The sequence below is a fragment of the Faecalibacterium sp. genome, assembly GCF_052358865.1.
Lineage (GTDB): Bacteria > Bacillota > Clostridia > Oscillospirales > Ruminococcaceae > Faecalibacterium > Faecalibacterium butyricigenerans.
The window spans coordinates 1-21926 of the sequence record NZ_DAWCVJ010000042.1; the positions used below are offsets into that span (position 1 = coordinate 1).

The following is a 21926-nucleotide window of genomic DNA, read 5'->3' on the forward strand; positions in this document are numbered from 1 at the left end:
CACAATTATTGCATCTAAACTAATTGGAGATTTTGCACTTGATTTTGGTGTTGATGCCATTAATTCCGCGTGAATAGGAAATGAGCATTCAACATAAAAATTGCTTTGCATAATAGCCTGTGCGATAGCAATCCAACCATCGATTTTTGAATGATGAAAGCTAAACACTAGTTTGCCAGAGTTTTTTAAAACTCTGTTTGATTCAAGAAAAACATTTCCTAATAACTCAGAAAACTTAGCTGCATCATTTTGCTGCACCTCATTAGATCTTCTCGATGTATTCGAACAAAAATAGCCGTACTTATCCTTTAAAACCGGGCTGAGCCATGCATAGAAGAAATCACTCAGTTCACTATAATGAATAAAGTCAAAATATGGCGGGTCTGTTACAACATAGTCGACTGATTTAGACGGAATTGGCAAATGCGAACTGTCCCCATTTAAGATCAATGCAGTATGTTTGTTTTCAGAAAACTCTTCCCAATCATTACAAATCATTGGTCGAATTGGCTTGCTTGCGATAATTTTTTTGCTTTTTTGAGTTTTAGTATCGACTTTGATTTCAAAGGGCGAATCTAGATACTCTTTGGCCTTTAGCAGGCGAGTTTTAAAAAGTGATGAAAAGCAGCCGCTACTATTGCTATATCCCCATATAGAATTTTCAAGAGGAGTTCTTTCTGGTTTTAAAATGTGATTTGAAAAAATCGGACGCACAGCACCAGTGCCTTCACCTTTATAGCTACAGAACATATTGTTGAATTCTAGCGTGCTTGAAAATAAGCATAAAAATTGCTCACGAACAGAAATGTTCTCAATATTCAGTATTTCATCAAGCAATAGCCCTAAGCCATACAATTGCCGTTTGTTAAAGAAATCCTTCCAATAAAAATAATTATAGCCTCGAACTTGATCTGTATTATATCCAGATTTCACCGGATAAGATGGCAACGAAAACTTGTTATCTGTTAACTTTGAACAAATTTCCTTATAAAGCAATTTATCGTATTCTTCAACGGGCTGATACACTTTTTCGCCATGTTTATTTACCGCGAGAAGTGCATACATTTTCTCATCTAAGAGTTTTCCATCAGACGGTATTAAATCTTTGATTTTATATTGCTTTCCATTCTTTCCGTAAACCACGCTACTGTTTACGGGTCCTTTTTGTGGGTTGAATTTTTCGCCACACCGAGGACAAATACATTCGGTTTGATTATATTTTCCTTTAAATACATTCCAACATTTAGGACAGAGGATTTGTGCTTCTGGCTTCTTTGATGGGTATGCATTTTGAGCAAAAACATACCGAGAAAACAGTGGTATTTCCTCACCTTCAGGAGTTGTTACAATTTTAACCCAAAAATAATATAATACTGGAATTTTTTCTTTGGTAACACGGTCAATGGTGTTATAGCAGTCATGAATCTTATCCGCAACTTTTTGTTCCAAAGCTACATATTCGTCTTTGAGTGTTTCCGGGGAAACATAGGTCAACTCTTGTCTGACTAAGAAACTGCTTATTGGATTTATATCACACCCAATAACTTTCTCGCCAAGCTTTAATGCCTCGCCAATTGTTGTTCCGCTTCCCATAAATGGATCTAGCACGACAGTTTTATCATAATTATGTTCTCTATAATAGCGGTTCCATACGGAGTCCTCGCTATTTTCTAGGTACAGAAGGATTGCTCTAAAGACAGAGCCCAATCTCTGCGCCCACCATTTATGAATGTGGTAAATCGGACGATTTATTTCTTTTCGCCAGCTTTCCTTTTCAGCTAATTGGCTTACTTCCCAAACAGGAAAATCTTTATTATTCATCATTGTCTGAATACTCTAACTCCGTCATATCTGTCGTCATCTTTACAATTTTGTCAGATTGATTTAAACATCTATATGCCTTAAATCTGTGTATTTTTCCTGCATCAGGATTTTCTATCTTTTTAGCGGTAATTTGGTTTGTTCTTAAATCAAAGCTATAGCCAACGACCAATTCTTTTCCCTCTGTACGGTTTAATTCACCCACGCACTTAAAATCATCGGGAATTTCATAATCATCTGGCAATATTAAAGTTGCCAATCCAGCCGTACCTTTTGTTAACGCAAATGGAGTGGGAACGACATACATTTTTCGATCCCGAATCATAATATCTCCATACGAACCAAACCCACTAATATGCTTGTTTTTGTGAATGTACTCATGTTGAGCATTCATAAAATCGCCGTGGCAGATCACTAGATCAATGACCGGGTATTCAGCCAGTTTACCCACTTTATACGGAGCAGTATCACTAGGATACCTTCCAAAGACATAAAAAATACGTCTACCATTATGTAAGCCAGTCGGAACATTACTGTTAGCATCGTAATCTTTTTCACGTCCGGGAAATGCTAATCCTTTTATCTCATAGCCCTCAGGCTTTTCGACCAGACAAAAATCCGGATAAATATTCCGCCCAGTTCCTTCAAAATGAAGGTTGATGTTACTCAGCCTAGCTTGACACCAATTTTGAAAATGGAATTCCTTATCTTTCTGACTTTCTTGTACTATAAGTTCTCCGTCATGGATAGCTTTAACGCATTCTCTGAAAAGATCAAAACAGGTTGTTTCTTTTGGGCTCATATTTGTCTCCTTTTTGATTTTGTCTTACAGCATTGGCAATATCTGAACATATCTGTTCATTCATTCCGTTACTTTAGCAATTTTTGTTTTGTTCCAGTATATCACATACGGGATTTTTTTCAAAGAGGAAACAAATCGGACCTTCATTGAATGGCATATGGGTTTCTGCCCTCGCTGGCGTAGATCATGGTTTCCAGCTTAAACATTGTCATCGGGCTCGACAAAATCTTCCTTCCTCCATTCCTTATCCTCCTCGATGTCCTGCATCAGGAGCAGCATATTGGTGTAGCACTCCATCTCGGCACGGACGAAATAGAACATCTGGTCATACCAGTCTGCCAGCGTTTCGTCCTCCAGCTTCCGGCAGAAGTCATACACCAGCCTGTTCTGGTCGGGGTCAACCGTCAGCCCGGCAACTCCGCACAGCCGCTTGCGGGTCAACTCCAGATCGGCGCAGCCATAGGTGTAGAGCAGCTTCTTTTCTTCAAACGTCAGTTTCATAGGCTTGTTCCTCCGTATAAAAAAGGGTCTGCCCTGTGCAGACCCGATGTAACAAAAAGACCGCCGTGCATTGCGCAAGACGGTCTTGAACTCAGGATTGGAGAAAATCCCGGAGTTCCTCAGCGAAAAAGGAGATTTTTGCGATAGCAGCTATCGCTATGTAAGGCAGGACGAAAACCACAAATGCGGTAATCAGCATTTTCAGGACTTCGCCGCCGTCTGCCAGTTTCATGACCCAGCTTGCAAGCGCCACGAAAAAGAACAGTCCCGCCAGCAGATTCGTCAGGATCGTGGAGAAGGTCGTGAGGAAGATGCCCACCCACTGCGCCAGAATCAGCAGCAGAAGCAGCGGAAAAAGGGCAAGTTTCAGCATCCATTTCAGCACAGCCATCGTGGGTACCTCCTTATACAAAAATCAGCTCAAACTTGATGATTTCCTCGGCACGGTTTCGGATGCTGTTCATTCGGCGCACCCATTCCAGTTGATCGGCGGCTTTCAGTGCTTCGGTCACGCCCTCAGCTTCCTGCATCTGCTGGACGGTCAATGCAAGCTGTTCCTCGGCTTGCTTGTCCAGCTTGGCAAGATAGCCGCCCAACTCCCCGGACAGGAGCAGTTGATTATACCGGATGGGATGCTGCTCCTTCAGATACATTTTATGTAAGCGGCCCCACCGCCCGGTGGGGTGCTGCTCTGTCGGGGCTGCTGCAGTCAAGTTCGGCAGATAGTGGTCATTGACAAGGGTGTAGTCCAGACCGTTGTTGCTGTCGTGGAGCGTGTTCTTTAAGGTAGTCATGCTGCATTGTCCTCCTTTGGTTTCGGCGTTGGGGTTGCTTCTGGGTTTGGTTTTAGATTTTCTTTTTTCTTGTGATAGAATTCCAAGGTTTTCTTGTTGTGGTTGACTCTCCTGCACTCATCGGAACAAAATTCCTGCTGGCTGTGTGTAGGCCAGTAGGAGTGACCGCATACGGCACAGGCACGTTTCCGGTAGTAATGACCTCCTCTCTCGGCTTCTCTAGCCGCTTCCTTTTGCTCCTGTCTTGCCTGATTCCAGCAGTCTCTTGAACAGAAAAGCTGTCGGTTGCTCGTAGGTGTAAACATCTTCCCGCAGTGCGGACACGTTTTGGTTTTAATGATCTCGCCACCGTTTTCAGCGATTTTCTTTGCCTTTCGCTTTTCTCGGTAGGCTTTTTCACGTTTGCGCTGTTTTTCCATGCGCTGCCGTTCTTCCTGCTCTTTCTGCGCTTTCAGTTCGGCAAGTTCTTCCTCGGTATAAGCAATATCGACTTGACCGACATAGTTGAAATAAATATCAACCTTTTGTGTGCGGGCGTTGCCTGTACCCTCGGCTTCATAAACAACGATTTTATCGACAAGTTCGTTAAACATTGAATCGGAGATTTCTGTTGGATTTTTGCACTTGCGAATCAGCGAAATGAAATGCCAAATATCAGCAGAACTTGATTTATCTTCGGCAATTTCGGATTTCATTGTTTCCATCTGCGATTCCAATTCTGCTTGCTCGCTATCATACTGTGCCATCAGCTGCTTGTACTGTCGTTCAGGCAACAGTCCAGACATAAGATTTTCGTACAGACTACGAATAAGGGCAGAAAGCTCATCATAGCGTTTTTGACAACGTTTCAATTCCGATTGGTTCTGCTTCGGCTTTTCTTCACATTTCTCTTTCCAAAGTGATTGCAGTTCCAAAGCGAAGGTTTCTTCATCTTTTAGAACAAATCTCGAAAAGCGTTTGACCGATGCCAATATCAGGGCTTCAACATTATCGGCACTAATTGAATGGGCAGTACAACCATTCACCCGACTTGCATATCCACCACAACGATAAGAATATTGAGTAGACCCATCCTTTTTACTGTAGTGTGTTTGCAAGGTCAATCTTCTGCCGCAGTCGGCACAATACAGATACCCACTTAAACGGTTGGTGTGCGTTCCCCAAGCAGAAGCACGGTTCACTCGGCATCTGCGTTTCTGAACACTATCCCAAAGTTCTTGCGATATAATCGGTTCATGCGTGTTCTGGAAAACGTACTGTTCATCTTCATCTGTTTCTTTTCTCTTGTGAAGTTTGAAATTTGTGCTTACAGATTTTCGTAAAACAGTGTGTCCCAAATATTCCTGCCGACCTAAAATTGTTCTTACGGAGGAAGTGCCCCACAGGTACGGATTGGAGAACTTTGTCCCATTGTACTGCTCCGGGTGATATTTCTTTGCGTATGCAGCAGGAATCAGGACTTTTTCCTCTGTCAACAGTTCTGCGATTGCCCGTGGGCTTTTTCCTTCGTTCGCAAGAAGAAAAATGCGCTTTACGACTTCGGATGCCACCGGATCAACAACAAGTGTCTGCTTGTCGTTCGGCAAACGGTTATATCCATACGGAATAGAGCCGCTGCAACGTTTTCCATCTTTCATCCGGGCATCGAACACAGCCTTGATTTTATTGCTCGTGTCTTTGGCATACCATTCGTTCATAATATTCAAAAACGGAGCAAAATCATTGTCTGAATCATTGTTGCTGTCGATGCTGTTGTTGATTGCAAGGAATCGGACGTTTTTCTGTGGGAACAGAACTTCCGTATAAAAACCGACTTGCAGATAATTTCGTCCTAAGCGGCTCATGTCCTTCACAATAAGCGTTTCGACATTTCCTGCTTCTACCTCTTTTATTAGAGATTGAAAGCCGGGACGATTGAAATTCACACCTGAAAAGCCATCATCTGTAAAATGGCGGATGTTCTTGAAGCCGTTCTTTTGGGCGTAATCTTCCAGATATTTCTTTTGGTTGGTGATGGAATTCGATTCACCAGCAAGATCATCATCTCTTGACAAACGCTCATAGAGTGCGGTGATTTTTGGTTCTTTAGGCATTTGTTCTACCTCCTTTCTTATGGAATCTTTCAATTTAGGACAATCAAGTTTATCGTCCTATTAAAGTATAGCCCTCGGGAGCCAGCTCAATGGCGGTGGTGGTCTCTCCAAAAGTTGATGCCCAGCAGTCGAAGTGGGTCAGCTTTTTCTGCTGCAAGGTGCTGTACTGGAGGTAGCGCATGACCGTGTACAACTCGGTCATGGAATTGCTCACGGGCGTGCCCGTGGCAAATACCACGCCACGGCCTCCGGTGATCTCGTCCAAATAGCGGCACTTGCCGAACATATCGCTGGATTTCTGGGCTTCGCTGGTGGATAATCCTGCGACATTCCGCATTTTTGTGGTCAAAAAGAGGTTCTTGTAAAAATGGCTCTCGTCCACAAAAAGCCTGTCAACGCCCAGTTGTTCAAAGGTAATCACATCGTCCTTGCGCTCATCGGAGCGCAGTTTTTCCAGCTTGGTTTCCAGCGTTTTCCGGGTCTTTTCCATCTGCTTGATGGAGAAATTCTCGCCTGCGTGGACTTTCAGCTCATTGATGGCGGCAAGCGTTTCATAAATCTGCTCCTGAATGATACGCTCCTGCCGCTCAAAGGACAGCGAGATGCGCTCAAACTGGCTATGCCCGATGATGACGGCATCGTAGTCCCCGGTGGCGATGCGGGCACAGAATTTTTTGCGGTTGGCAGTCTCAAAGTCCTTGCGCCGTGCTACCAGCAGCTTGGCATTGGGGTAGAGGTTCAGAAACTCGCTTGCCCACTGCTCCGTCAGGTGATTGGGCACCACAAACAGCGATTTCTGGCACAGCCCCAGCCGTTTTGCTTCCATAGCAGATGCCGCCATTTCGTAGGTTTTGCCCGCGCCAACTTCGTGTGCAAGCAGCGTATTACCGCCATAAAGCACATGAGCGATGGCGTTGCGCTGGTGCTCCCGGAGGGTGATCTCCGGGTTCATGCCCACGAATTTGATGTGGGAGCCATCGTATTCACGGGGGCGGGTAGAGTTGAACAGCTCATTGTACTGTTTTACCAGCGCAATGCGCCGCTGGGGGTCCTGCCAGACCCAGTTGGCAAAAGCGTCCTTGATGACCTGCTGTTTCTGCTGTGCCAGCATAGTCTCCCGCTTGTTCAACACCCGCTTGGGCTTGCCTTCGGCATCCTCAATGGTGTCATAGATGCGGACATCTTTCAGGTTCAGGGTCTCCTCCAGAATCTTGTAGGCATTGGCACGGCTGGTGCCATAGGTCTCGGAGGAGATAATATCGCCCCGCCCGGTGGCAGTTTTGCCCTCCACACGCCACTCGGCAGTGTAGGGAGAGTAGCGCACGTTCACCGCACGGCGCAGATAGTAGGGGATCTGGAACGTCTCGGTCATAAACTTCTGGATAATATCCGGGTCGAGCCACGTTGCACCCAAGCGCACATCAATTTCGGAGGCTTCCAGTTCTCTGGGCTGTGCCTTGGTCAGCGCATCCACATTGACGGCAAATTCCGGGTTGGTCTCTGCCGCAAACTGCGCCATCCGCAGCTTTGCCCGGACATCGCCGGACAGGTACTCGTCTGCCATCTGCCAGCCTGCTTCCGGGTCGGTGGGGTCGGCGGCAGGGTCTTTGAAGATCACGCCCGAAAGTTCGGTGGTAATGCGCCCGTACTCACCGGGAGTGCCCAGCAGTTCTGCCATATAGGGCAAGTCCACTTTGCCATGCTCACCAATAGATACCGCCAACGCTTCGCTGGGGGTGTCCACGCTGGTGACGGTGCGCTCCGGGCGGATGGTGCGCTTGGTGAACATCGCCGCTTTGGATTTAAGCTGCCCTTGCTCGTCCAGATTTTCCAGCGAACACAGCAGATAATAGGAGGAATCCTGCTCAAACAGCCGCCCGTTTTTGCGGTCGTTCAGCAGACCGTACTTTGCGGTAAAGGCATTGTAGGCGGCGTTCAAACGCTCCTGCACTGCCTTGATGTCGGCATCGGGGTAATCCTCCAACTGTTGCTGAATCAGCTCGTTGACGATCTGCCGCAGCTCCACCATGCCGGTGACACGCCCCTTGGCGGTGTCGGACAGTTCAACCTGCGTCATCACGGAATTTTCCCGGTAGAAAACCTCGCCGTCCACCACGGTGTAGGAGAAATTCTTCACCTCCGGGTCGGCAGGCAGGGTGCGCCGGGTGGCTTCTTCCTCGGCAATGTCGGGGGCATCCACCTCGGCGGCGGTGTACTGCCCCTCGATGTGCTGTACTGCTTCGGCAAGCTGGTCGGTAAGGCTGGTACCCTCAAGGGGTGCAACGGTCAGTTCCTCCCGTCCGTATTGGGTGTTTTCGGTGGTCAGCTCACCCAGCACCATCTCCGGGTGGTCTACGAAATACTGGTTGATGGTAAAACCATCTTCCGTTTTGCCAAGCTGTACCCAGTCCGGCTCATGGTCGATGGGGCGGTCACGCTTTTGCAAAAAGATAATGTCACTGACAACATCCGTGCCAGCGTTGGCGCGAAACGCATTATTCGGCAGACGGATGGCACCCAGCAAATCGGCACGTTCTGCCATGTGCTTGCGGGCGGTGCTGTCCTTGCTGTCCATGGTGTAGCGGCTGGTGACGAACGCCACGATGCCGCCCGGACGCACTTGGTCGATGGCTTTCGCAAAGAAATAGTTGTGGATGCTAAATCCCAGCTTGTTGTACGCTTTATCGTTGACCTTGTAGTTGCCGAAGGGAACATTGCCCACCGCCAAATCGTAGAAATCACGGCGGTCTGTGCTCTCAAACCCAGCCACGGTAATGTCAGCCTGCGGGTACAGTTTTTTCGCAATGCGCCCAGTGATGCTGTCCAACTCCACGCCGTACAGCCGACTGTCCTGCAGGGTGTCCGGCAGCATTCCGAAGAAGTTGCCCACGCCCATACTAGGTTCCAGAATGTTACCGCTGTGGAAACCCATGCGCTCCACGACATCGTAGATACTACGGATGACGGTGGGGCTGGTATAGTGGGCGTTCAGGGTGCTGGAACGGGCAGCAGCGTACTCATCCTCGGAAAGCAGTCCTTTCAGTTCGGCGTATTCCTTTGCCCAATTATCTTTGCCGGGGTCAAAAGCGTCTGCCAGACCGCCCCAGCCCACATACTGCGAAAGCACCTGCTGCTCCTCGGCGGTGGCACCCCGGTGCTCCTCTTCCAGCTTGAACAGGGTTCGGATGGCTTCAATGTTCCGGGCGTACTTCTGTTTTGCGCCGCCCTCACCCAGATGATCGTCCGTGATGTGGAAGTTCCCGGCAGGCTCCGGCGCAGGATGTTCCGCTTCAACTGTGGGTGATTCTGTGCTTATCGTCTGAATTACAATGTCAAACGGCAGATTGTTTTCCTTGGCGGGGTATACGGCAACCGTTTTTTCAGTACGAACTGGCCGGGTAGAATTTGGTTCGTTCTGCCGCAAGCCCTCCTCGAATTGTTGCTTATTGACAACTTCGTTATCCCATGACTGCCCGTGCGCACTGGTGTCGATGCGCACATCCGTTTCACCCACATAGCCAACTTTCCCTTCAATAGTTCGAGTGGGGAGTTCGACCACAACATTGTCACCGACCTTGTAATCGGGCAGGGGGGATTCCATCATATCCTGCTCCTCGTACAACTCCCGGACAAGAACTAGCGGTTCCTCCCGGAAAACTGGCATCCGCATTTCTGCCAGTGCCACATCCTGCAGGGTCACGCTACCCCTATCATAGTTTACCGTATCCACTCGGAAAGCCCGCCCTTCCATATGGACGGTGGCACCCAGCGGCAGATAATCCTCCCGGCGCAGATACTTGGTCTGGTGGTGGGTGCCGTCCTCGTTCAGCCCGGCAAGGTAGACGTTCTCGCCGCGCTGCCATAGTTGTTTGGCACGGTACACCCACTGGTTACTGGGAAAGCCGGTGACCGGGACGGTGCCCAGTGCTGTTTCTTTTTCCAGAAGTTTGCCGCCCAGAAGTTCGCAGACCTTCCGGGCATCCTCACCGTAGAACTCATAGTATCCGTTCTGCTCAAAGCCTACCAGCGCATCCGGGTACTGTTCCTTCAGGGCGTTGTACTCGGCGGCGGCATCCAGCGGCAGCAGTGCCGGGCGTTCCTCTGCCTTGCTGTGATAGTGCTCCAGTTCCTCGTCTGTGACGCTGACCAGTTCCGAAAAATCCAGAGCCTCCAATTCGGTTTCGGTCAGCTCTTCCAGACTTTCGTACTGGCGTTCATCTATCAGCACCTCGCCCAGATACCGTTCCACCCGGTATCCCACCAAATCCACATTAACTTGAATGGGGATTTCCTCATCGGTGGCGTTGGTGTAGGCAATGCCGATCTTGGTCAGGTCGGAGAAGTCTGGCTCGGAATCGTATTCTTCCTGACAAAACTCCCGGATCAGGTTTTTGGCACGAGCAAGCTCAACATCCGGCTTTGCGCTGACAGGCACAGGGGGCGTGTAATGCTCTTTCTCTTTGTCGGTCAGGTAACGGTCGGACTGGATCATCAAGTCGATATATTGTTCCACCTGCACCCATTTCAGGGTGATTTTCTGGTGGTCGGGGTAATGGTCAAATTCCAGCCCCTTCCAGTCGTGGTTCACGAAGCCTCGACTGCCGTCCAGAAAATCGTGGGAGTGCCCACCGATTCCGTACTCCTTTGCCAACGCTTTGGCGCGGAGGTTGCGGTCGGGCTGGGTCTGGTACAGTGCCATAATGCGCTGTTTGCCGCCCATAAATCCCGAACCATGCTTACGCAACTCGTTCTCAATTTCAGCCTGTGACAAAACAAAAGCGGAGGGCGTTTTTTCGCTCTCCGCTTGGTCGATGGTTTCGATTTGCTGGGCTTCGGTGGGGATGTGGGCATCAAAGAAACTTAACTGTAAATCAATTCCATCAGCACCAGTTCCTCGGCCTGCGCTTTCAGGCTGTTCATGTGCTGCACCCATGCCATCTGATTCCGCTCCTTGTCCGGGGACGGGTTCTGCGTCAGAAGCTGTACCATGGTCTGCTGCATCTGGCTCTCTGCCGTCTGTTCCACCTCCATCAGGTGCGGGTACAGGCTCCCGTTCAGGAGCATCGTGTTGTACAGTACCGGGCGATGGTTCATCAAGTACGTCCGGCGCAGCCTGCCGTACTTGCCCAGCGGCTTCCGGGGCTGGTTCAGAATCAGGTTCGGGAGCTGGTAGTCCCCGACGGTCGAGTAGGTCACGTTCCTGCTGTTCGTATTCATATTGGCTCCTTTCTGCATTGCGGCGGCGAATGGTTGTTTTCACGGTGCGCTCGACGTTCCGCAGCACCTCCCGGCTCATATCGCTGACAGCTGCGCCGATGGCGTAAACACTATCCGGGGTGGAAAAATTGTAGATTGCCTGAAAATCGTCCTTGTCGAACCACCCGGCAGGCTCAAACCCGCATCGTTCCAGCAGCGTGTAGGTGACGCTGATGGCGGCAGCGGACTTGAACTGCATCTCCACCCCGGCTTCATCATAATCCATCAGAAGCGAACCGTCAACGATGGCACGGATGTCCCCGCCGTTGTTGTCCCAGTAATCTGCCACCAGTTTCCCTGCAATGTCCGCAAGCTGCTGGCTGACACGCTCTCCGCTGATGCCGTAGGTGGCGGCGAGCATTTCCGAAACCGGCTGTTTCAGGTCGTCATTGTACTGCCACACCTCCGGGTCACGGGAATTGCGGCGCACCCCGGTGTCGCTTACGTCAAAGACGTAATGCAGGCGCGGAAATCCGCTGGATTCGTCCAGCAGGGCGATGCCCTTGGCACCTCGGCGTACATAACGGTTCATCCGGTTGTTCCAGATGTCGAAGTCGGCGCAGGCGGTGGCATCCGGGCGCTGGGCGTAGATCATGAGCTGGTCCGCAAAAGGGTACTTGTACAGCCGGGACGCAGTGGTCAGGTAATCCGTCCAGCTTTCCCAGTATCGGGTCAAGCCGTTGGCCGTGCGCTGGGCAAGGGCGAGATATTCTTCGGTTTTGCTTGGCATTTTGGCCTCCTTTTTCAGATTTTAGGGTATAAAAATAGCGGGCAACCGTTTTGGGGTTGCCCGCTGGAAAGTGTATCGAGATAAGATTATTTGCTATTGCCCTTTATGTACTTCATAACGCAGCACCCCATCACGATGACGGGAAGCACGGTTCGTAAACCGAGGTCGCCGACCCGCACATTTACATCAATCACAAGCCCTGCAAACCATGCCGCTAAAGTGAAAACAGTTGCCCAACCGTAACTCATAGAACTGTACTCCTTCATATGTGAATATTCAAAACTCTCTTCTCAGCTTCAGCTTTCATAGCTGCCCGCAAGGAACTTACATTTATTCGACTCGAATGTTTACCGGATTCAGTGTAAGGTTGCCTCCGCCCGCCACCTTATACCATTTGCCTCTTTCGAGTTTGATTCTTTCCGTTACGCCCTGTGTAATATATCCGATTCTGTATTTTTCTCCAGTCTCTACATCGGTAAAGACCACCTCAGTATCACAATCACCGCTCACTTTTACAGTTCCCCAAAGTGGCTGTATTTGTTCTGTCTTTATGGTGCCTTCATCGTTTGAAAGGGTGAAAGTATGGCTTCTCTGAATATTGATATAAATCGCCACCAGAAAAACCGTTGCCAGACATAAAGCAAACCTTCTTGTTTTCATCGAAACACCTCCTGCAAATTCGGTTTTATCGAATCATATCACATAAGCGGACTCTTCAAACTTACAGTTCGGTTTCCACTGCAAGCTGCTCCTGCTTCTCTTTTTCATCAGCGATTTGGACATCAACATCTTCGCGCATCTTTTTCAGAAGTGCAAGGACTCGCTTGATTTGGATCTTGGTGTTTTTCACTCTGCTCTGCGCCTGATTGATGTGATCCAGAACTGCCCAGTCTGCAAAGAGGCCATCAAAGAAGAAATCTGCGAATTTCAAAAAACTGTCTACCGCAACCTGAAGGTCTGCGGTGATCTCAACATCAGCAAGCTCAGTTTTGAACCGCCGCAGTTCCACTTGAAGCTGTTCCACCTGCTCCTGTGCATTGTCCAGTTCCTCATACTTGGCAAGATCAGCCATCAAACCGCCGCCCATTACGTCCCATGTACTCCAGCCCTCGGCATTATCCAGCGTTTCCAGAACTTCATTGACCGTGTGCAAGGCGGTCTTTCCGGCGTTGATGGCTTCCAGCAGCTCCCGCTTTTGGACTTTCAGTGCGGCAATGCGGCTTTCGCTTTCCACAATCTGCTGTGCGGCAGGGTGGGCAGAGACTTTGATGCTTTTGATTTTTTCGGAAAGAGCAGCTTGATACTGCCTTTCGCAATCGGACAGCCGTTCCAGTCTATTTTGAATCTGCTCCAAGTCGGCATCAACGGAAGAAAGGTCATGGAAAGCAGCATCGTACTTGACACGGGCTGCATAGGCTTCCTGCCGTTCTTTGTCCAGCTTTTCATCCATTTTTCCAATCACTTGATAGAAAAATGCGGCAAGGCTGTGTCCCTCCAGACGGTCCACATCAGCCTGTTCTGCCAGCTTGGATTTTTCCAGCTTTTTCAGGCGGTCCGCAAGCGTATCTCTCTGGGCGGTCAGTTCTTTCTGCTTTGCTTCACAGTTCTTCTTTTCTGCGACCTGCTGCCAAAGCTCTTTCAACGTAGAATCACTCATAAGGAATGTCCTTTCCCGGCATTACGTTTCTTCGTTCAGAAGCTGGTTCAAAAAATGCTGCCGATTATTTACAAATGTTTTGGTGATAACGTAGCTGTCCGTATCTTCATACTGACAAGGATGAATCGTGCCATTGTCGAAGTTAAAAATTTCAGCATCAGGCATTCCGAGGAGAATGGGTGAATGTGATACGATAATGAATTGCGCCCCTTCTTGGGCACACCGATGAATGTTGATCAGTAACGTGAGCTGCCGCTGCGGGGATAAAGCGGCTTCCGGCTCGTCAAAAATATAGACTCCATCTGCACCCATGTAGTCCTGCGCAATAGCGAGGAAACTTTCACCGTGTGATTTTTGGTGATAGCCTTTGGAGGGATGATCGTCATCGGAATAGTCGATTTCCTTGGTGGCTACATTGTAGAAGCTCTCTGCCCGGAGAAAATACCCGAACTTTGGTCTGCGATACCCCTTGGAAATCGTCATAGCCTCACATAGTTCCGAATGGGAGTTGTATGTGGAAAATGAATAGTTCTTCGTTCCACCCTCTGCGTTGAAGCCGTAAGCAACAGCGATTGCTTCCAGAAGCGTAGATTTTCCACTTCCATTTTCGCCAACAAAGAACGTAATGGGCTTATGGAATGTAAAAGCGTCGATTCCACTGATGGCAGGAATCTGACGAACATAATTGTATGGGCGAACTCTGTTCCAGTCGATGGTCAGCCCTTGGATAAACAAATCGTTCATACAGCACTCCATACTATATAATGTAAGAAACACTTAGCTCCGCTCAAACCCAAGATAGCGGGTGCCCTGAAAACTCAGCTTTCCGATGTCGCCCTGCACGAGCAGACCATAATCGCTTCCGTCCACTTCAAATTCCATCCGGTCGCCGCTCTCCACCTGAAAAGTCACATAGTACGATTTAAATGTGCTAGTGTCGTATCCGTGCGCACCGGACATATCTCCGGCATTGGCACTGCTGGAATGCGAAACATCGGTGCGCTTTGCTACCACTGTTGCCGGAACGGTAAGCCGCGGCGAGTGGTTGTTTTTGTTCCATGTGCGGAGATTTGAAATTAGAGCAAAGAAAAACATTCCAATAAAAAGCAGGAACAGGATTGGGAAAATGAAGCTGAATATAGCGTCAAACCATCCAAAAAACATTTTACTCCTCCAAAATTTCTTCCAGCAGGTCCTTTACATCGTCCAGAAAAGATTCTTCTCCGAGGGTGTTCACCTTGAAGAACACCGCCTGACTGCCGCCTGCGGTGATGGCAGACAGGCGGATCGGACTGTCTCCATTCTGGAACAGGGTCAGCGTCAGGCTCAGGCGGTTGCCGCCTATCATGCTGTACCGCTCAAACACACGGACACTGCACCGGGCGTCGCCTTCTTTGAAGTCACTGCCTGCTTCCAGATCGGCCGAGCAGCTGCTGTCCGGGATCTCCTGTTCCAGCTTCCGAAGCAGCTTGTCAAAGTTTTTGTTTCGGATGGTCTTTTCAAAGATTGCCATAATGGTTCCTCCGTTCTGACAATTAAAAATCGGTCCCTTATTTTTGATACGAGCAGAGCCACAGGAAAATTGCGGAGAAATCGCTTGAAGAGAGGTATTTTGTCTAATTTGATTATAGCATATCTTTTGGAAGAACAAAATACTTTATGTACGCCGCCCGCAGGCGGCAATAATCAGTCCGGGGGAAATTCCAACTCGCCAAACTCTGCATCGGTCAGCAGTTTCAGCTTTTCGATAACGCCCTCCGACAGCTCCCGCAGGGCAGTCTCATCGGGCATCAGGTAGCACTGCATGAGCCGCAACTCGTGGATAAGCCCCAGCCGGGTGCCGGTGTTGTAGAGCATCATCAGGGTCAATTCCTCGTGGTCAAAGTTCATGTTCATCCCTCGCTTTCCGGCAGACGGTAGGATTGCACTCCGGGGCATCGCACTTTTCCTTAAGATTCATCAGCACCGAAGGGCGTTCCGGCTGCTTGTCCAGAAACCCCTGTAAATCCTTGAAGCCGATGCTGTCCACATAATGCACAGACACCTCGCCATTGCGTTTAAGCGCGATCACATCGCTGACCGACAGGCTGTGTCCCTCAAAATCCTGCGGACGGGAGAGGTTGAACATCTGAAATAGTTCTTCCAAAATCTCGTTGTTCGGCACATCCTGCCACATGGCTGGCAAATCAGCATAGTAGGTGACCTCATAATGCTCCGGGTCTGGCGTTTTGCCCCGACGATGCAGTTCCCGCATGGAAGCAAATCTTTCATCGAGGATTTTTTCGTCATGCCGCAGCTGCATTACCATATAAACATCGCACCCTGCGTTCAGAAACTTCTGCGGGATGTCCGTCATGGGTTCACCGTCAAAATTCTGGTTCCATTTTTGCTGCATCGTCCACCTCACAGTTCCGGTGCAGAACGTGCAGAGGATTTTGGCGCAGACGTATCACTTGCCAGTTCTGCCAGCTTTTCCAGTGTGGAAGGGCGATGGTCTGCACTCAGTTCCTCGGCTTCCGCAACTTTATCCATGACTGCATCGTAGTCCTGCAACAGCCGCCGCCCCTTTTCCATGTGGTGTGCTTCCAGAATCTGCTCACGGGCTTCCTGAATGGTCAGTTCCGGGGAATCCAACTGCCCGCCGTCCATCACGGAAAAATCGCTGTGGTAAATGGTGTAGTCCCATCCATCCTCACAGGACTGGATGGCAATATAACCTTTGCCACCCAGTTCCCATGCGGCCTGCTCGTCCTGTGTCTGAATTTCGGGGTAGAAGTCGGCATGGTTCCGCTCCATGACCTCGGCAAACTGGCAGATGTGGAACACATTGCCCAGACCGCCCATGTCAAAGTGATAATCATCCAGATGTTCCACCCGTGCCGTAAAACTGCGCCCATCCGGGTAATCCACCTGAATCACGCCGCCATCTGGAATGCGATAGAGGTCATCATAGTGGCTGTTGATGAGACGAATATCCTTCGGCAGCGTTTCCGGCTCCCAGATGCGCCGTCTGCCGATGCCCGCCTGCGGGATGTTTTCGAGGATCTTTACGCTTTCCTGTTGGATGACCTTGCGGTCATCGTCCGAAAGTTCAAACAGATACCAGTTCCGGGCGGCAGGGATGGTGTTTTGTCCATCTGGCGGCAGATTCTTTTCCGAGATCTGCCCACTTTCCAGCGGCTCGCCAGTTACCTTGTTATAAGTGGCAAAGCCGACCCCTGCACCGTTTTCCCGGAGATGCAGATAGCGTTCATCGTTGATAAGGTAGACCGCTTCTTTTATCTGCTCCATCAGCACCCACCTTCAAATTCCAGCGAAAACTTGCTGCGGCCATCCGCTTCACAGGACAGCAGCACGGTGGCGTTGTAGGTCTTGCCCTTGGCACTCTTGCAGTCCTTCAGCCGGACCCGACCATCCCGCAGCAGCTTGTCTGCCACATGGGCGTCCAGACGCTTGCCCAGACGCTTAAAGAACGCATTGTCCTTCCACAGGACAAAACGGCACTCCCGGTTCTCGCAGAACCAGCCTTTTTCACGCTCCACAACAGGTTTCCCACAGTTCGGGCAGACACCAATAATCTTGCTTTTCATAAGTGCATTCGCTCCTTTTTTCATTTCCGTGTTCTTTACCAGTTCGGTAATCATCGTATTGATCTCGGTCATAAATTCGCTCGGCTCCATTTCGCCACGTTCGATTTGCAGCAGCTTTGTTTCCCAATCGGCGGTCATTTCCGGGGATTGGATTTCTTCGGGCATCACAGTGATGAGGGCTTTTCCCTTATCCGTGGGCAGTAGCACCTTGGTTTTCTTGTTGCCCTTGCGCTCCAGAAAACCCTTCTGCACCAGTTTTTCAATGGTGGCGGCTCTGGTTGCCGGAGTACCGATACCCTGACGTTCTACGCCCTCCGGCATACTATCCGCACTGGCGGTTTCCATAGCGTGCAGCAGTGTGTCCTCGGTAAAATGCTTCGGCGGGGACGTCTGCCCCTCCTTCAGTTCGGCGTTGAGGATGCCGCACTCGTTTTCCGCTGCATTGGGCAGGGCGGTGAGTTCTTGCTTCTGGTTCAGGATGTCTGACAGCACCTTGCGCTCCACCGCTTTCCAGCCTTCTTCCAAAATATCCTTTCCCTTGGCGGTAAATTCCTCCCCGGCACATTCGGTGGTCAGCAGGGTTTCCAGATACCGGAAGGGCTTGCTCACCGCCATCAGCGTCCGGGCGATGATGAGCTTCAGGACATTCTGCTCCCCCTTGGGCAATGCGTCCAGATCGGCTTGCAGCATACTGCGAGTGGGCAGAATGGCGTGGTGGTCGGTGACTTTTTCCCTGTTGACGGTGCGCCGTGTCCGGGGCACAGCCTCGTCCACATCTTCCGGGGCAATGTCGAGAAAACCTTCCAACTCCTCGGTCAGTTCCTCCAGCATTTCCTCGTCATCGTCGGTGATATAGCAGCTATCAGTTCGGGGATAAGTGGTAAGTTTCTTCTCATACAGGCTCTGCACATAGTCCAGCGTCTGCTGTGCGCTGTACCCCAGCAAGCGGTTAGCATCCCGCTGAAGGGTGGTCAGATCGTACAGCGGTGGTGGATTCTCGGACTTTTCCTTGCAGGTGATGCGCTGGATCGTTGCTACCATCTCCTTTCGGCAGGCTTCCAGCAGGTTTTCTGCAACGGTTTTTTCGGGAATGCGGCGGCTGGATGCCGTGCAGCCACTGGTCAGTTCCAGATCCACCGTGTAGAACTTCTCCGGCACAAATGCGGCAATGGCTGCTTCCCGCACTACGGTCATAGCAAGCACCGGGGTCATAACTCGTCCCACCGCCAGCGGCTGACCGTACAGACATGAAAAAAGCCGGGACGCATTGATACCGACCATCCAGTCGGCACGTTCCCGGCAGAGTGCTGCGTTGTACAGCGCATCGTATTCAGTTGACGGTTTGAGGTGGGCAAACCCTTCCCGGATAGCGTTTTCCTCCATGCTGGACAGCCATAGACGAGAGAAGGGCTTTTTGCACCCCGCTTGCCGGTAGACAAGTCGGAAGATCAGTTCTCCCTCGCGCCCTGCGTCTGTAGGATAGTTCTCGGAGGTGACTTTTCTGACTTTGTTACTCGATGGCATCCAATGGGCCGATAAAGCGGTAGAAAATCTGGATTTTCTGGACGTATTCGCCATCGACCTTTTCCGCTCTGGATACCAGAATCTTGTCAATCAGCTGATGCAGAATCTTATAGTTCAGTTCGGTGATACCAGCGTACTTGCTGACTTCATCAATAAAATCCTGAATCTTGTCCAGCTGATCGTGTTCAGCACGGCCTTCCCGCTCGTACTGCTCAATCTTCTCGGTCAGTTCAGCCTGTTCTTTGTCGTAGCGATCTGCAAGCATTTGAAAACGTTTCTCCGGGAGAAGTCCCTTTGATACGTCCTCATAAAGTTTTGCATACAGGTCTTCGATTTCTGCGATTCGTGCTTTACACTGCTTCAAATCCCGTTTGTGCTGCGCCCGGTCAGAGGACACCCGGAGGTGCATCTGATTTGCAATCTTCTTCACAAGGGCTTCCCGATTGCTCACAGCGGCCTTTGCGTGTGCCTGAATGTCCGCAAAGACAGCTTCATGCAGAACACGGGCTTCCAAATTATGCGAGTCACAGGCTTTCGCACCATATTTCCGATAAGTGCTGCAACAATAAAAGGTCTGATCCAGAACACTGTTACGTTTGCGCCTGTGCTCGACCTTGACTAACATCGTTCTGCCGCAGTCTGCACAGCGGACGATGCCTTTGAAGATATTGTCGTAGTCGGTCTTATCGCACATAAAACTACTGGAACGGCTGTAAAGGATTCGCTGCACGTTCTCCCAACGGTCTTGTGGGATGATTGCTTCATGTGTATTCGGAACGATAGCGCGTTCTTCAAACGGAATATAACGCCGCTTTTTGGATTTCATGGACACGGTGGGCTTGGCTTCGTAGATGATGTGTCCGGCGTAGACTGGGCTGTGCAGAACCTGACTGATATAGGCACTGTCCCAATCATACATCTTTTCATCATCAATAAAGCGGCCAAACATCTCTTTCTTGTAGTAACACGGCTTCAAGACTTTTTCATCGTGGAGCCGCTTGGCGATGCGGTGAAGCCCCAGCCCTTCCTCTGCCATTGAATAGATATGCTCAACAACGGGGGCGGTGTTCGGGTCGATCACAAGGTGATTGTGGTCGGCAGGGTCTTTCTGGTAGCCAAACGGTGCGCCGCTGGAGATATACTTTCCACTTTTCTTGCGTGTCCGAAGGGCACTCTTGATCTTTCGGGAAGTGTCTTTGGCGTACATTTCATTGATGATGTTTCGGAACGGGGCAATATCCATCTGAGATTGCTCGTTGGAATCATAACCATCGTTGATTGCAATATAGCGGACACCGTGTTCAGGAAAGAAGATTTCCATATACGTTCCGGTTTCGATGTGGTTGCGTCCAAGTCGGGACTGGTCTTTGGTAATGACTGTTGCCACCTTTCCTTCCCGGATATCATCCAGAAGTTCCTGAAAGGCAGGGCGGTCAGAGTTCGTACCGCTGTAACCATCATCAACATAGTACTGGCAATTCCCGAAACCGTTGCGTGTGGCATACTCCATAAGCATTGACTTTTGAGTGCGGATGCTCAGGCTTTCGCTGTTTGAACCGTCATCTTTTGACAGTCGGCAGTATAAAGCAGTTACTTTTTTGTCCTTTTCCATGTGTACCTCCATAATGGAAAAGAGACCTCATCAATCACATTGTAGCGGATGCTGCGTGACGATGCAAGCCCTTTTCCGCAGTAAAACGTCCAATTAGCCAGCGGCGAGATACGATTCGGCAGTTTTACGAATTTCTTCTTCCACAAGCCGCTGAAAAAGCGTATTCATCGGCACATTGCCGATATAATGGCGTTCCACGATCAGGCGCACGGACTTCGGACTTCTCGGCGCACGTTTGCGTGTGGTGGGCTTCTTCTCAGATTTTTCTTTGTTCAAGGGCAGACCTCCTCATTCATGTGGTGCAAATACGGAAAGGAATGGATGGATTCTATTCGTTTTTCTCTTTTTGTTTTATTACGTTGGTTAGGTGAAAGTTTTCTTCGATACAGTCTTAAAGGCTGCTATACTGCATAGGAAAAATATCTTTTGCAGATGCCATTAAGAATCTGCATCACAGAATCGTGATTTTGGCGGTTCTTGAATCGTGAAAAACGCAGAACTATTCAACATTTGGAATTTTCACAAAGATGTGATTGGGCGAAGAAAACCGCGTTCGTCTGCGCTCAATCAATCCCGCAGCGTCCAATTCCTTAAGCGCACTGGAAACACTGACAGTGCTGCGCCCTAGCTGCTCAGCCAAAGAGCAAATCGTAAAAATGACAAACACGAATCCACGTTCATCTATCCAGAGATTTTTCTGCGAGAGTGTGGCACGGTCGAGTAGCAACACATAAGTCATTTTTGCAGTCTGACTCAGGTCAAGTTCCAAAAGGAAGCATGGGTATGGGAGAAACGGCGGCAGCGGAGTTTGCGTGGTAAGATATTCTGAAATGTTGATCACCTCCAGCTGAAGCAGAAATCAGGAACAAAGAGTATGTAACGAGAATTGGAGGGTTCCAATTCTCCAGTCGCAGAAAAGCACGAAACAAGTGCTCAACTGCGTTAATAAGTTAAGGTCTCCCATATTGGTCCTCGACTTCCCTAGGAGTGGGGAATCGTCCGGCGGCGGGCTTGCACCGCACCATTGGCATTTCAGCCACCCCGTCTTCGTTATGACCGGGCTGCGAGTTACAGAAGTACCTTTTGTGAAGTACCGGACGATTGAACTATTCACTTGTCAAGGAACATATGGAAGATTTCTGGACTTTGACGGACGAAAAACATCCTTCTACTTGGTAGCCGATGAAAAAGGCCATTTCGTAGCATTGCAAGCAATTTTGTAAACAAAACGTCATAATAGTCCGAGAATGGTCTTGAAAAAGATGCCCTACACTTGGTAGGCATCGAGAACGCCTGTTTCGTAGCATTGGTGAGAAACTTGTAATTGAATTGTAATTCTTGAGACCAAATCTCCGCTTTTGAAAAAATCCTCTCAATAGGTAGGCAACGAAAACAGCCCAAAGACAACCATCTTTTTGAGAATTAACAAAAAGGTCACAAATGACCGGCTTTCAAAGAGGCGCTTCTACTATTAACAGAAAAAGTGGCCTAAAATGGGGGGTGTTGGAGAAAATTTCTGCCTTAAAAGTACGCCTCTACTCACTAG

The 21926-nt window shown here is 49.4% G+C and carries 21 protein-coding genes and 1 pseudogene; 1 reads left to right on the forward strand and 21 read right to left on the reverse strand.

The window, feature by feature from the left end:
* From ACT8X9_RS08060 to ACT8X9_RS08095, 8 genes and pseudogenes are all read right to left on the reverse strand, one after another.
* On the reverse strand, positions 1-1824 hold a 1824-nt coding region (locus ACT8X9_RS08060), incomplete at its 3' end, for a DNA methyltransferase (RefSeq protein ID WP_444268660.1).
* On the reverse strand, positions 1814-2623 hold the full coding sequence (locus ACT8X9_RS08065; protein ID WP_156075463.1) for a hypothetical protein: 810 nt from the start codon (positions 2621-2623) through the stop codon (positions 1814-1816). The genes ACT8X9_RS08065 and ACT8X9_RS08060, both read right to left, overlap by 11 nt.
* Positions 2624-2821: 198 nt before the next feature.
* Positions 2822-3124, reverse strand: coding sequence for a hypothetical protein (locus ACT8X9_RS08070; RefSeq protein WP_444268661.1), 303 nt, complete (start codon positions 3122-3124; stop codon positions 2822-2824).
* A 91-nt stretch (positions 3125-3215) separates the two neighbouring features.
* Positions 3216-3515, reverse strand: a complete 300-nt coding sequence (locus tag ACT8X9_RS08075; RefSeq protein ID WP_249241699.1) for a hypothetical protein — start codon at positions 3513-3515, stop codon at positions 3216-3218.
* Positions 3516-3528: 13 nt separating this feature from the next.
* A complete protein-coding gene (locus tag ACT8X9_RS08080; protein WP_444268662.1) occupies positions 3529-3918 on the reverse strand; it encodes a TnpV protein in 390 nt (129 codons plus the stop codon).
* Complete coding sequence (locus ACT8X9_RS08085) at positions 3915-6011, reverse strand: recombinase family protein (RefSeq protein ID WP_444268663.1); 2097 nt, start codon at positions 6009-6011, stop codon at positions 3915-3917. Before ACT8X9_RS08085 ends, ACT8X9_RS08080 begins: the two co-directional genes overlap by 4 nt.
* Positions 6012-6081: 70 nt before the next feature.
* A pseudogene (locus tag ACT8X9_RS08090) lies at positions 6082-10083 on the reverse strand (DEAD/DEAH box helicase family protein); the annotation flags it as partial.
* Positions 10084-10871: 788 nt separating this feature from the next.
* The gene (locus ACT8X9_RS08095; RefSeq protein ID WP_444268664.1) at positions 10872-11228 is read right to left on the reverse strand and encodes a TnpV protein; all 357 of its coding nucleotides are present in this window, start codon (positions 11226-11228) and stop codon (positions 10872-10874) included.
* 1 nt (position 11229) lies between these two features.
* Here ACT8X9_RS08095 and ACT8X9_RS08100 point away from each other — a divergent pair, with 1 nt between their 5' ends.
* Positions 11230-12081, forward strand: coding sequence for a hypothetical protein (locus tag ACT8X9_RS08100; protein WP_444268665.1), 852 nt, complete (start codon positions 11230-11232; stop codon positions 12079-12081).
* 2 nt (positions 12082-12083) lie between these two features.
* Here the strand turns inward: ACT8X9_RS08100 and ACT8X9_RS08105 are convergent, their stop codons facing one another.
* The 13 genes from ACT8X9_RS08105 to ACT8X9_RS08165 form a co-directional block, all read right to left on the reverse strand.
* The gene (locus tag ACT8X9_RS08105) at positions 12084-12245 is read right to left on the reverse strand and encodes a hypothetical protein (RefSeq protein WP_165852876.1); all 162 of its coding nucleotides are present in this window, start codon (positions 12243-12245) and stop codon (positions 12084-12086) included.
* Between the two features lie 82 nt (positions 12246-12327).
* Positions 12328-12657 carry a hypothetical protein gene (locus ACT8X9_RS08110; RefSeq protein WP_097778305.1) on the reverse strand — a complete coding sequence of 110 codons (330 nt, stop codon included), beginning with the start codon at positions 12655-12657 and terminating at the stop codon, positions 12328-12330.
* Positions 12658-12718: 61 nt separating this feature from the next.
* Positions 12719-13504 (reverse strand): hypothetical protein, encoded by a 786-nt coding sequence (locus ACT8X9_RS08115; RefSeq protein ID WP_444268666.1) that lies wholly within the window; start codon positions 13502-13504, stop codon positions 12719-12721.
* 171 nt (positions 13505-13675) lie between these two features.
* Complete coding sequence (locus ACT8X9_RS08120) at positions 13676-14398, reverse strand: AAA family ATPase (protein WP_444268667.1); 723 nt, start codon at positions 14396-14398, stop codon at positions 13676-13678.
* Positions 14399-14431: 33 nt separating this feature from the next.
* The gene (locus tag ACT8X9_RS08125) at positions 14432-14818 is read right to left on the reverse strand and encodes a DUF2500 domain-containing protein (RefSeq protein WP_444268668.1); all 387 of its coding nucleotides are present in this window, start codon (positions 14816-14818) and stop codon (positions 14432-14434) included.
* 1 nt (position 14819) lies between these two features.
* Positions 14820-15167 carry a DUF6054 family protein gene (locus tag ACT8X9_RS08130; RefSeq protein WP_444268669.1) on the reverse strand — a complete coding sequence of 116 codons (348 nt, stop codon included), beginning with the start codon at positions 15165-15167 and terminating at the stop codon, positions 14820-14822.
* A 173-nt stretch (positions 15168-15340) separates the two neighbouring features.
* Positions 15341-15544 carry a transposon-transfer assisting family protein gene (locus ACT8X9_RS08135; protein ID WP_444268673.1) on the reverse strand — a complete coding sequence of 68 codons (204 nt, stop codon included), beginning with the start codon at positions 15542-15544 and terminating at the stop codon, positions 15341-15343.
* The gene (locus ACT8X9_RS08140) at positions 15534-16049 is read right to left on the reverse strand and encodes a YodL domain-containing protein (RefSeq protein ID WP_117554560.1); all 516 of its coding nucleotides are present in this window, start codon (positions 16047-16049) and stop codon (positions 15534-15536) included. The genes ACT8X9_RS08135 and ACT8X9_RS08140 overlap by 11 nt, the downstream gene beginning before the upstream one ends.
* A gap of 8 nt (positions 16050-16057) precedes the next feature.
* Entirely contained in the window at positions 16058-16945 is an 888-nt protein-coding gene (locus ACT8X9_RS08145) for an LPD16 domain-containing protein (protein WP_444268670.1), read from the reverse strand.
* Positions 16945-18768: a DNA topoisomerase gene (locus tag ACT8X9_RS08150; protein ID WP_444268671.1), complete on the reverse strand. Its 1824-nt coding sequence runs from the start codon at positions 18766-18768 to the stop codon at positions 16945-16947. The genes ACT8X9_RS08145 and ACT8X9_RS08150 overlap by 1 nt, the downstream gene beginning before the upstream one ends.
* Entirely contained in the window at positions 18755-20380 is a 1626-nt protein-coding gene (locus tag ACT8X9_RS08155; protein WP_444268672.1) for a recombinase family protein, read from the reverse strand. The genes ACT8X9_RS08150 and ACT8X9_RS08155 overlap by 14 nt, the downstream gene beginning before the upstream one ends.
* A gap of 93 nt (positions 20381-20473) precedes the next feature.
* Positions 20474-20656, reverse strand: coding sequence for a hypothetical protein (locus ACT8X9_RS08160; protein WP_005945116.1), 183 nt, complete (start codon positions 20654-20656; stop codon positions 20474-20476).
* A 223-nt stretch (positions 20657-20879) separates the two neighbouring features.
* Positions 20880-21119 carry a replication initiator protein A gene (locus ACT8X9_RS08165; RefSeq protein ID WP_005945119.1) on the reverse strand — a complete coding sequence of 80 codons (240 nt, stop codon included), beginning with the start codon at positions 21117-21119 and terminating at the stop codon, positions 20880-20882.
* Positions 21120-21926 lie beyond the last annotated feature (807 nt).

What these genes read in the sequence shown, in the direction of transcription:
- ACT8X9_RS08065 (WP_156075463.1), bottom strand. Translation starts at nt 2,623, where the DNA reads ATGAGCCCAAAAGAAACAACCTGTTTTGATCTTTTCAGAGAATGCGTT.
- ACT8X9_RS08070 (WP_444268661.1), bottom strand. Translation starts at nt 3,124, where the DNA reads ATGAAACTGACGTTTGAAGAAAAGAAGCTGCTCTACACCTATGGCTGC.
- ACT8X9_RS08075 (WP_249241699.1), bottom strand. Translation starts at nt 3,515, where the DNA reads ATGGCTGTGCTGAAATGGATGCTGAAACTTGCCCTTTTTCCGCTGCTT.
- ACT8X9_RS08080 (WP_444268662.1), bottom strand. Translation starts at nt 3,918, where the DNA reads ATGACTACCTTAAAGAACACGCTCCACGACAGCAACAACGGTCTGGAC.
- ACT8X9_RS08085 (WP_444268663.1), bottom strand. Translation starts at nt 6,011, where the DNA reads ATGCCTAAAGAACCAAAAATCACCGCACTCTATGAGCGTTTGTCAAGA.
- ACT8X9_RS08095 (WP_444268664.1), bottom strand. Translation starts at nt 11,228, where the DNA reads ATGAATACGAACAGCAGGAACGTGACCTACTCGACCGTCGGGGACTAC.
- ACT8X9_RS08105 (WP_165852876.1), bottom strand. Translation starts at nt 12,245, where the DNA reads ATGAGTTACGGTTGGGCAACTGTTTTCACTTTAGCGGCATGGTTTGCA.
- ACT8X9_RS08110 (WP_097778305.1), bottom strand. Translation starts at nt 12,657, where the DNA reads ATGAAAACAAGAAGGTTTGCTTTATGTCTGGCAACGGTTTTTCTGGTG.
- ACT8X9_RS08120 (WP_444268667.1), bottom strand. Translation starts at nt 14,398, where the DNA reads ATGAACGATTTGTTTATCCAAGGGCTGACCATCGACTGGAACAGAGTT.
- ACT8X9_RS08125 (WP_444268668.1), bottom strand. Translation starts at nt 14,818, where the DNA reads ATGTTTTTTGGATGGTTTGACGCTATATTCAGCTTCATTTTCCCAATC.
- ACT8X9_RS08130 (WP_444268669.1), bottom strand. Translation starts at nt 15,167, where the DNA reads ATGGCAATCTTTGAAAAGACCATCCGAAACAAAAACTTTGACAAGCTG.
- ACT8X9_RS08135 (WP_444268673.1), bottom strand. Translation starts at nt 15,544, where the DNA reads ATGAACTTTGACCACGAGGAATTGACCCTGATGATGCTCTACAACACC.
- ACT8X9_RS08140 (WP_117554560.1), bottom strand. Translation starts at nt 16,049, where the DNA reads ATGCAGCAAAAATGGAACCAGAATTTTGACGGTGAACCCATGACGGAC.
- ACT8X9_RS08145 (WP_444268670.1), bottom strand. Translation starts at nt 16,945, where the DNA reads ATGGAGCAGATAAAAGAAGCGGTCTACCTTATCAACGATGAACGCTAT.
- ACT8X9_RS08150 (WP_444268671.1), bottom strand. Translation starts at nt 18,768, where the DNA reads ATGCCATCGAGTAACAAAGTCAGAAAAGTCACCTCCGAGAACTATCCT.
- ACT8X9_RS08155 (WP_444268672.1), bottom strand. Translation starts at nt 20,380, where the DNA reads ATGGAAAAGGACAAAAAAGTAACTGCTTTATACTGCCGACTGTCAAAA.
- ACT8X9_RS08165 (WP_005945119.1), bottom strand. Translation starts at nt 21,119, where the DNA reads ATGACTTATGTGTTGCTACTCGACCGTGCCACACTCTCGCAGAAAAAT.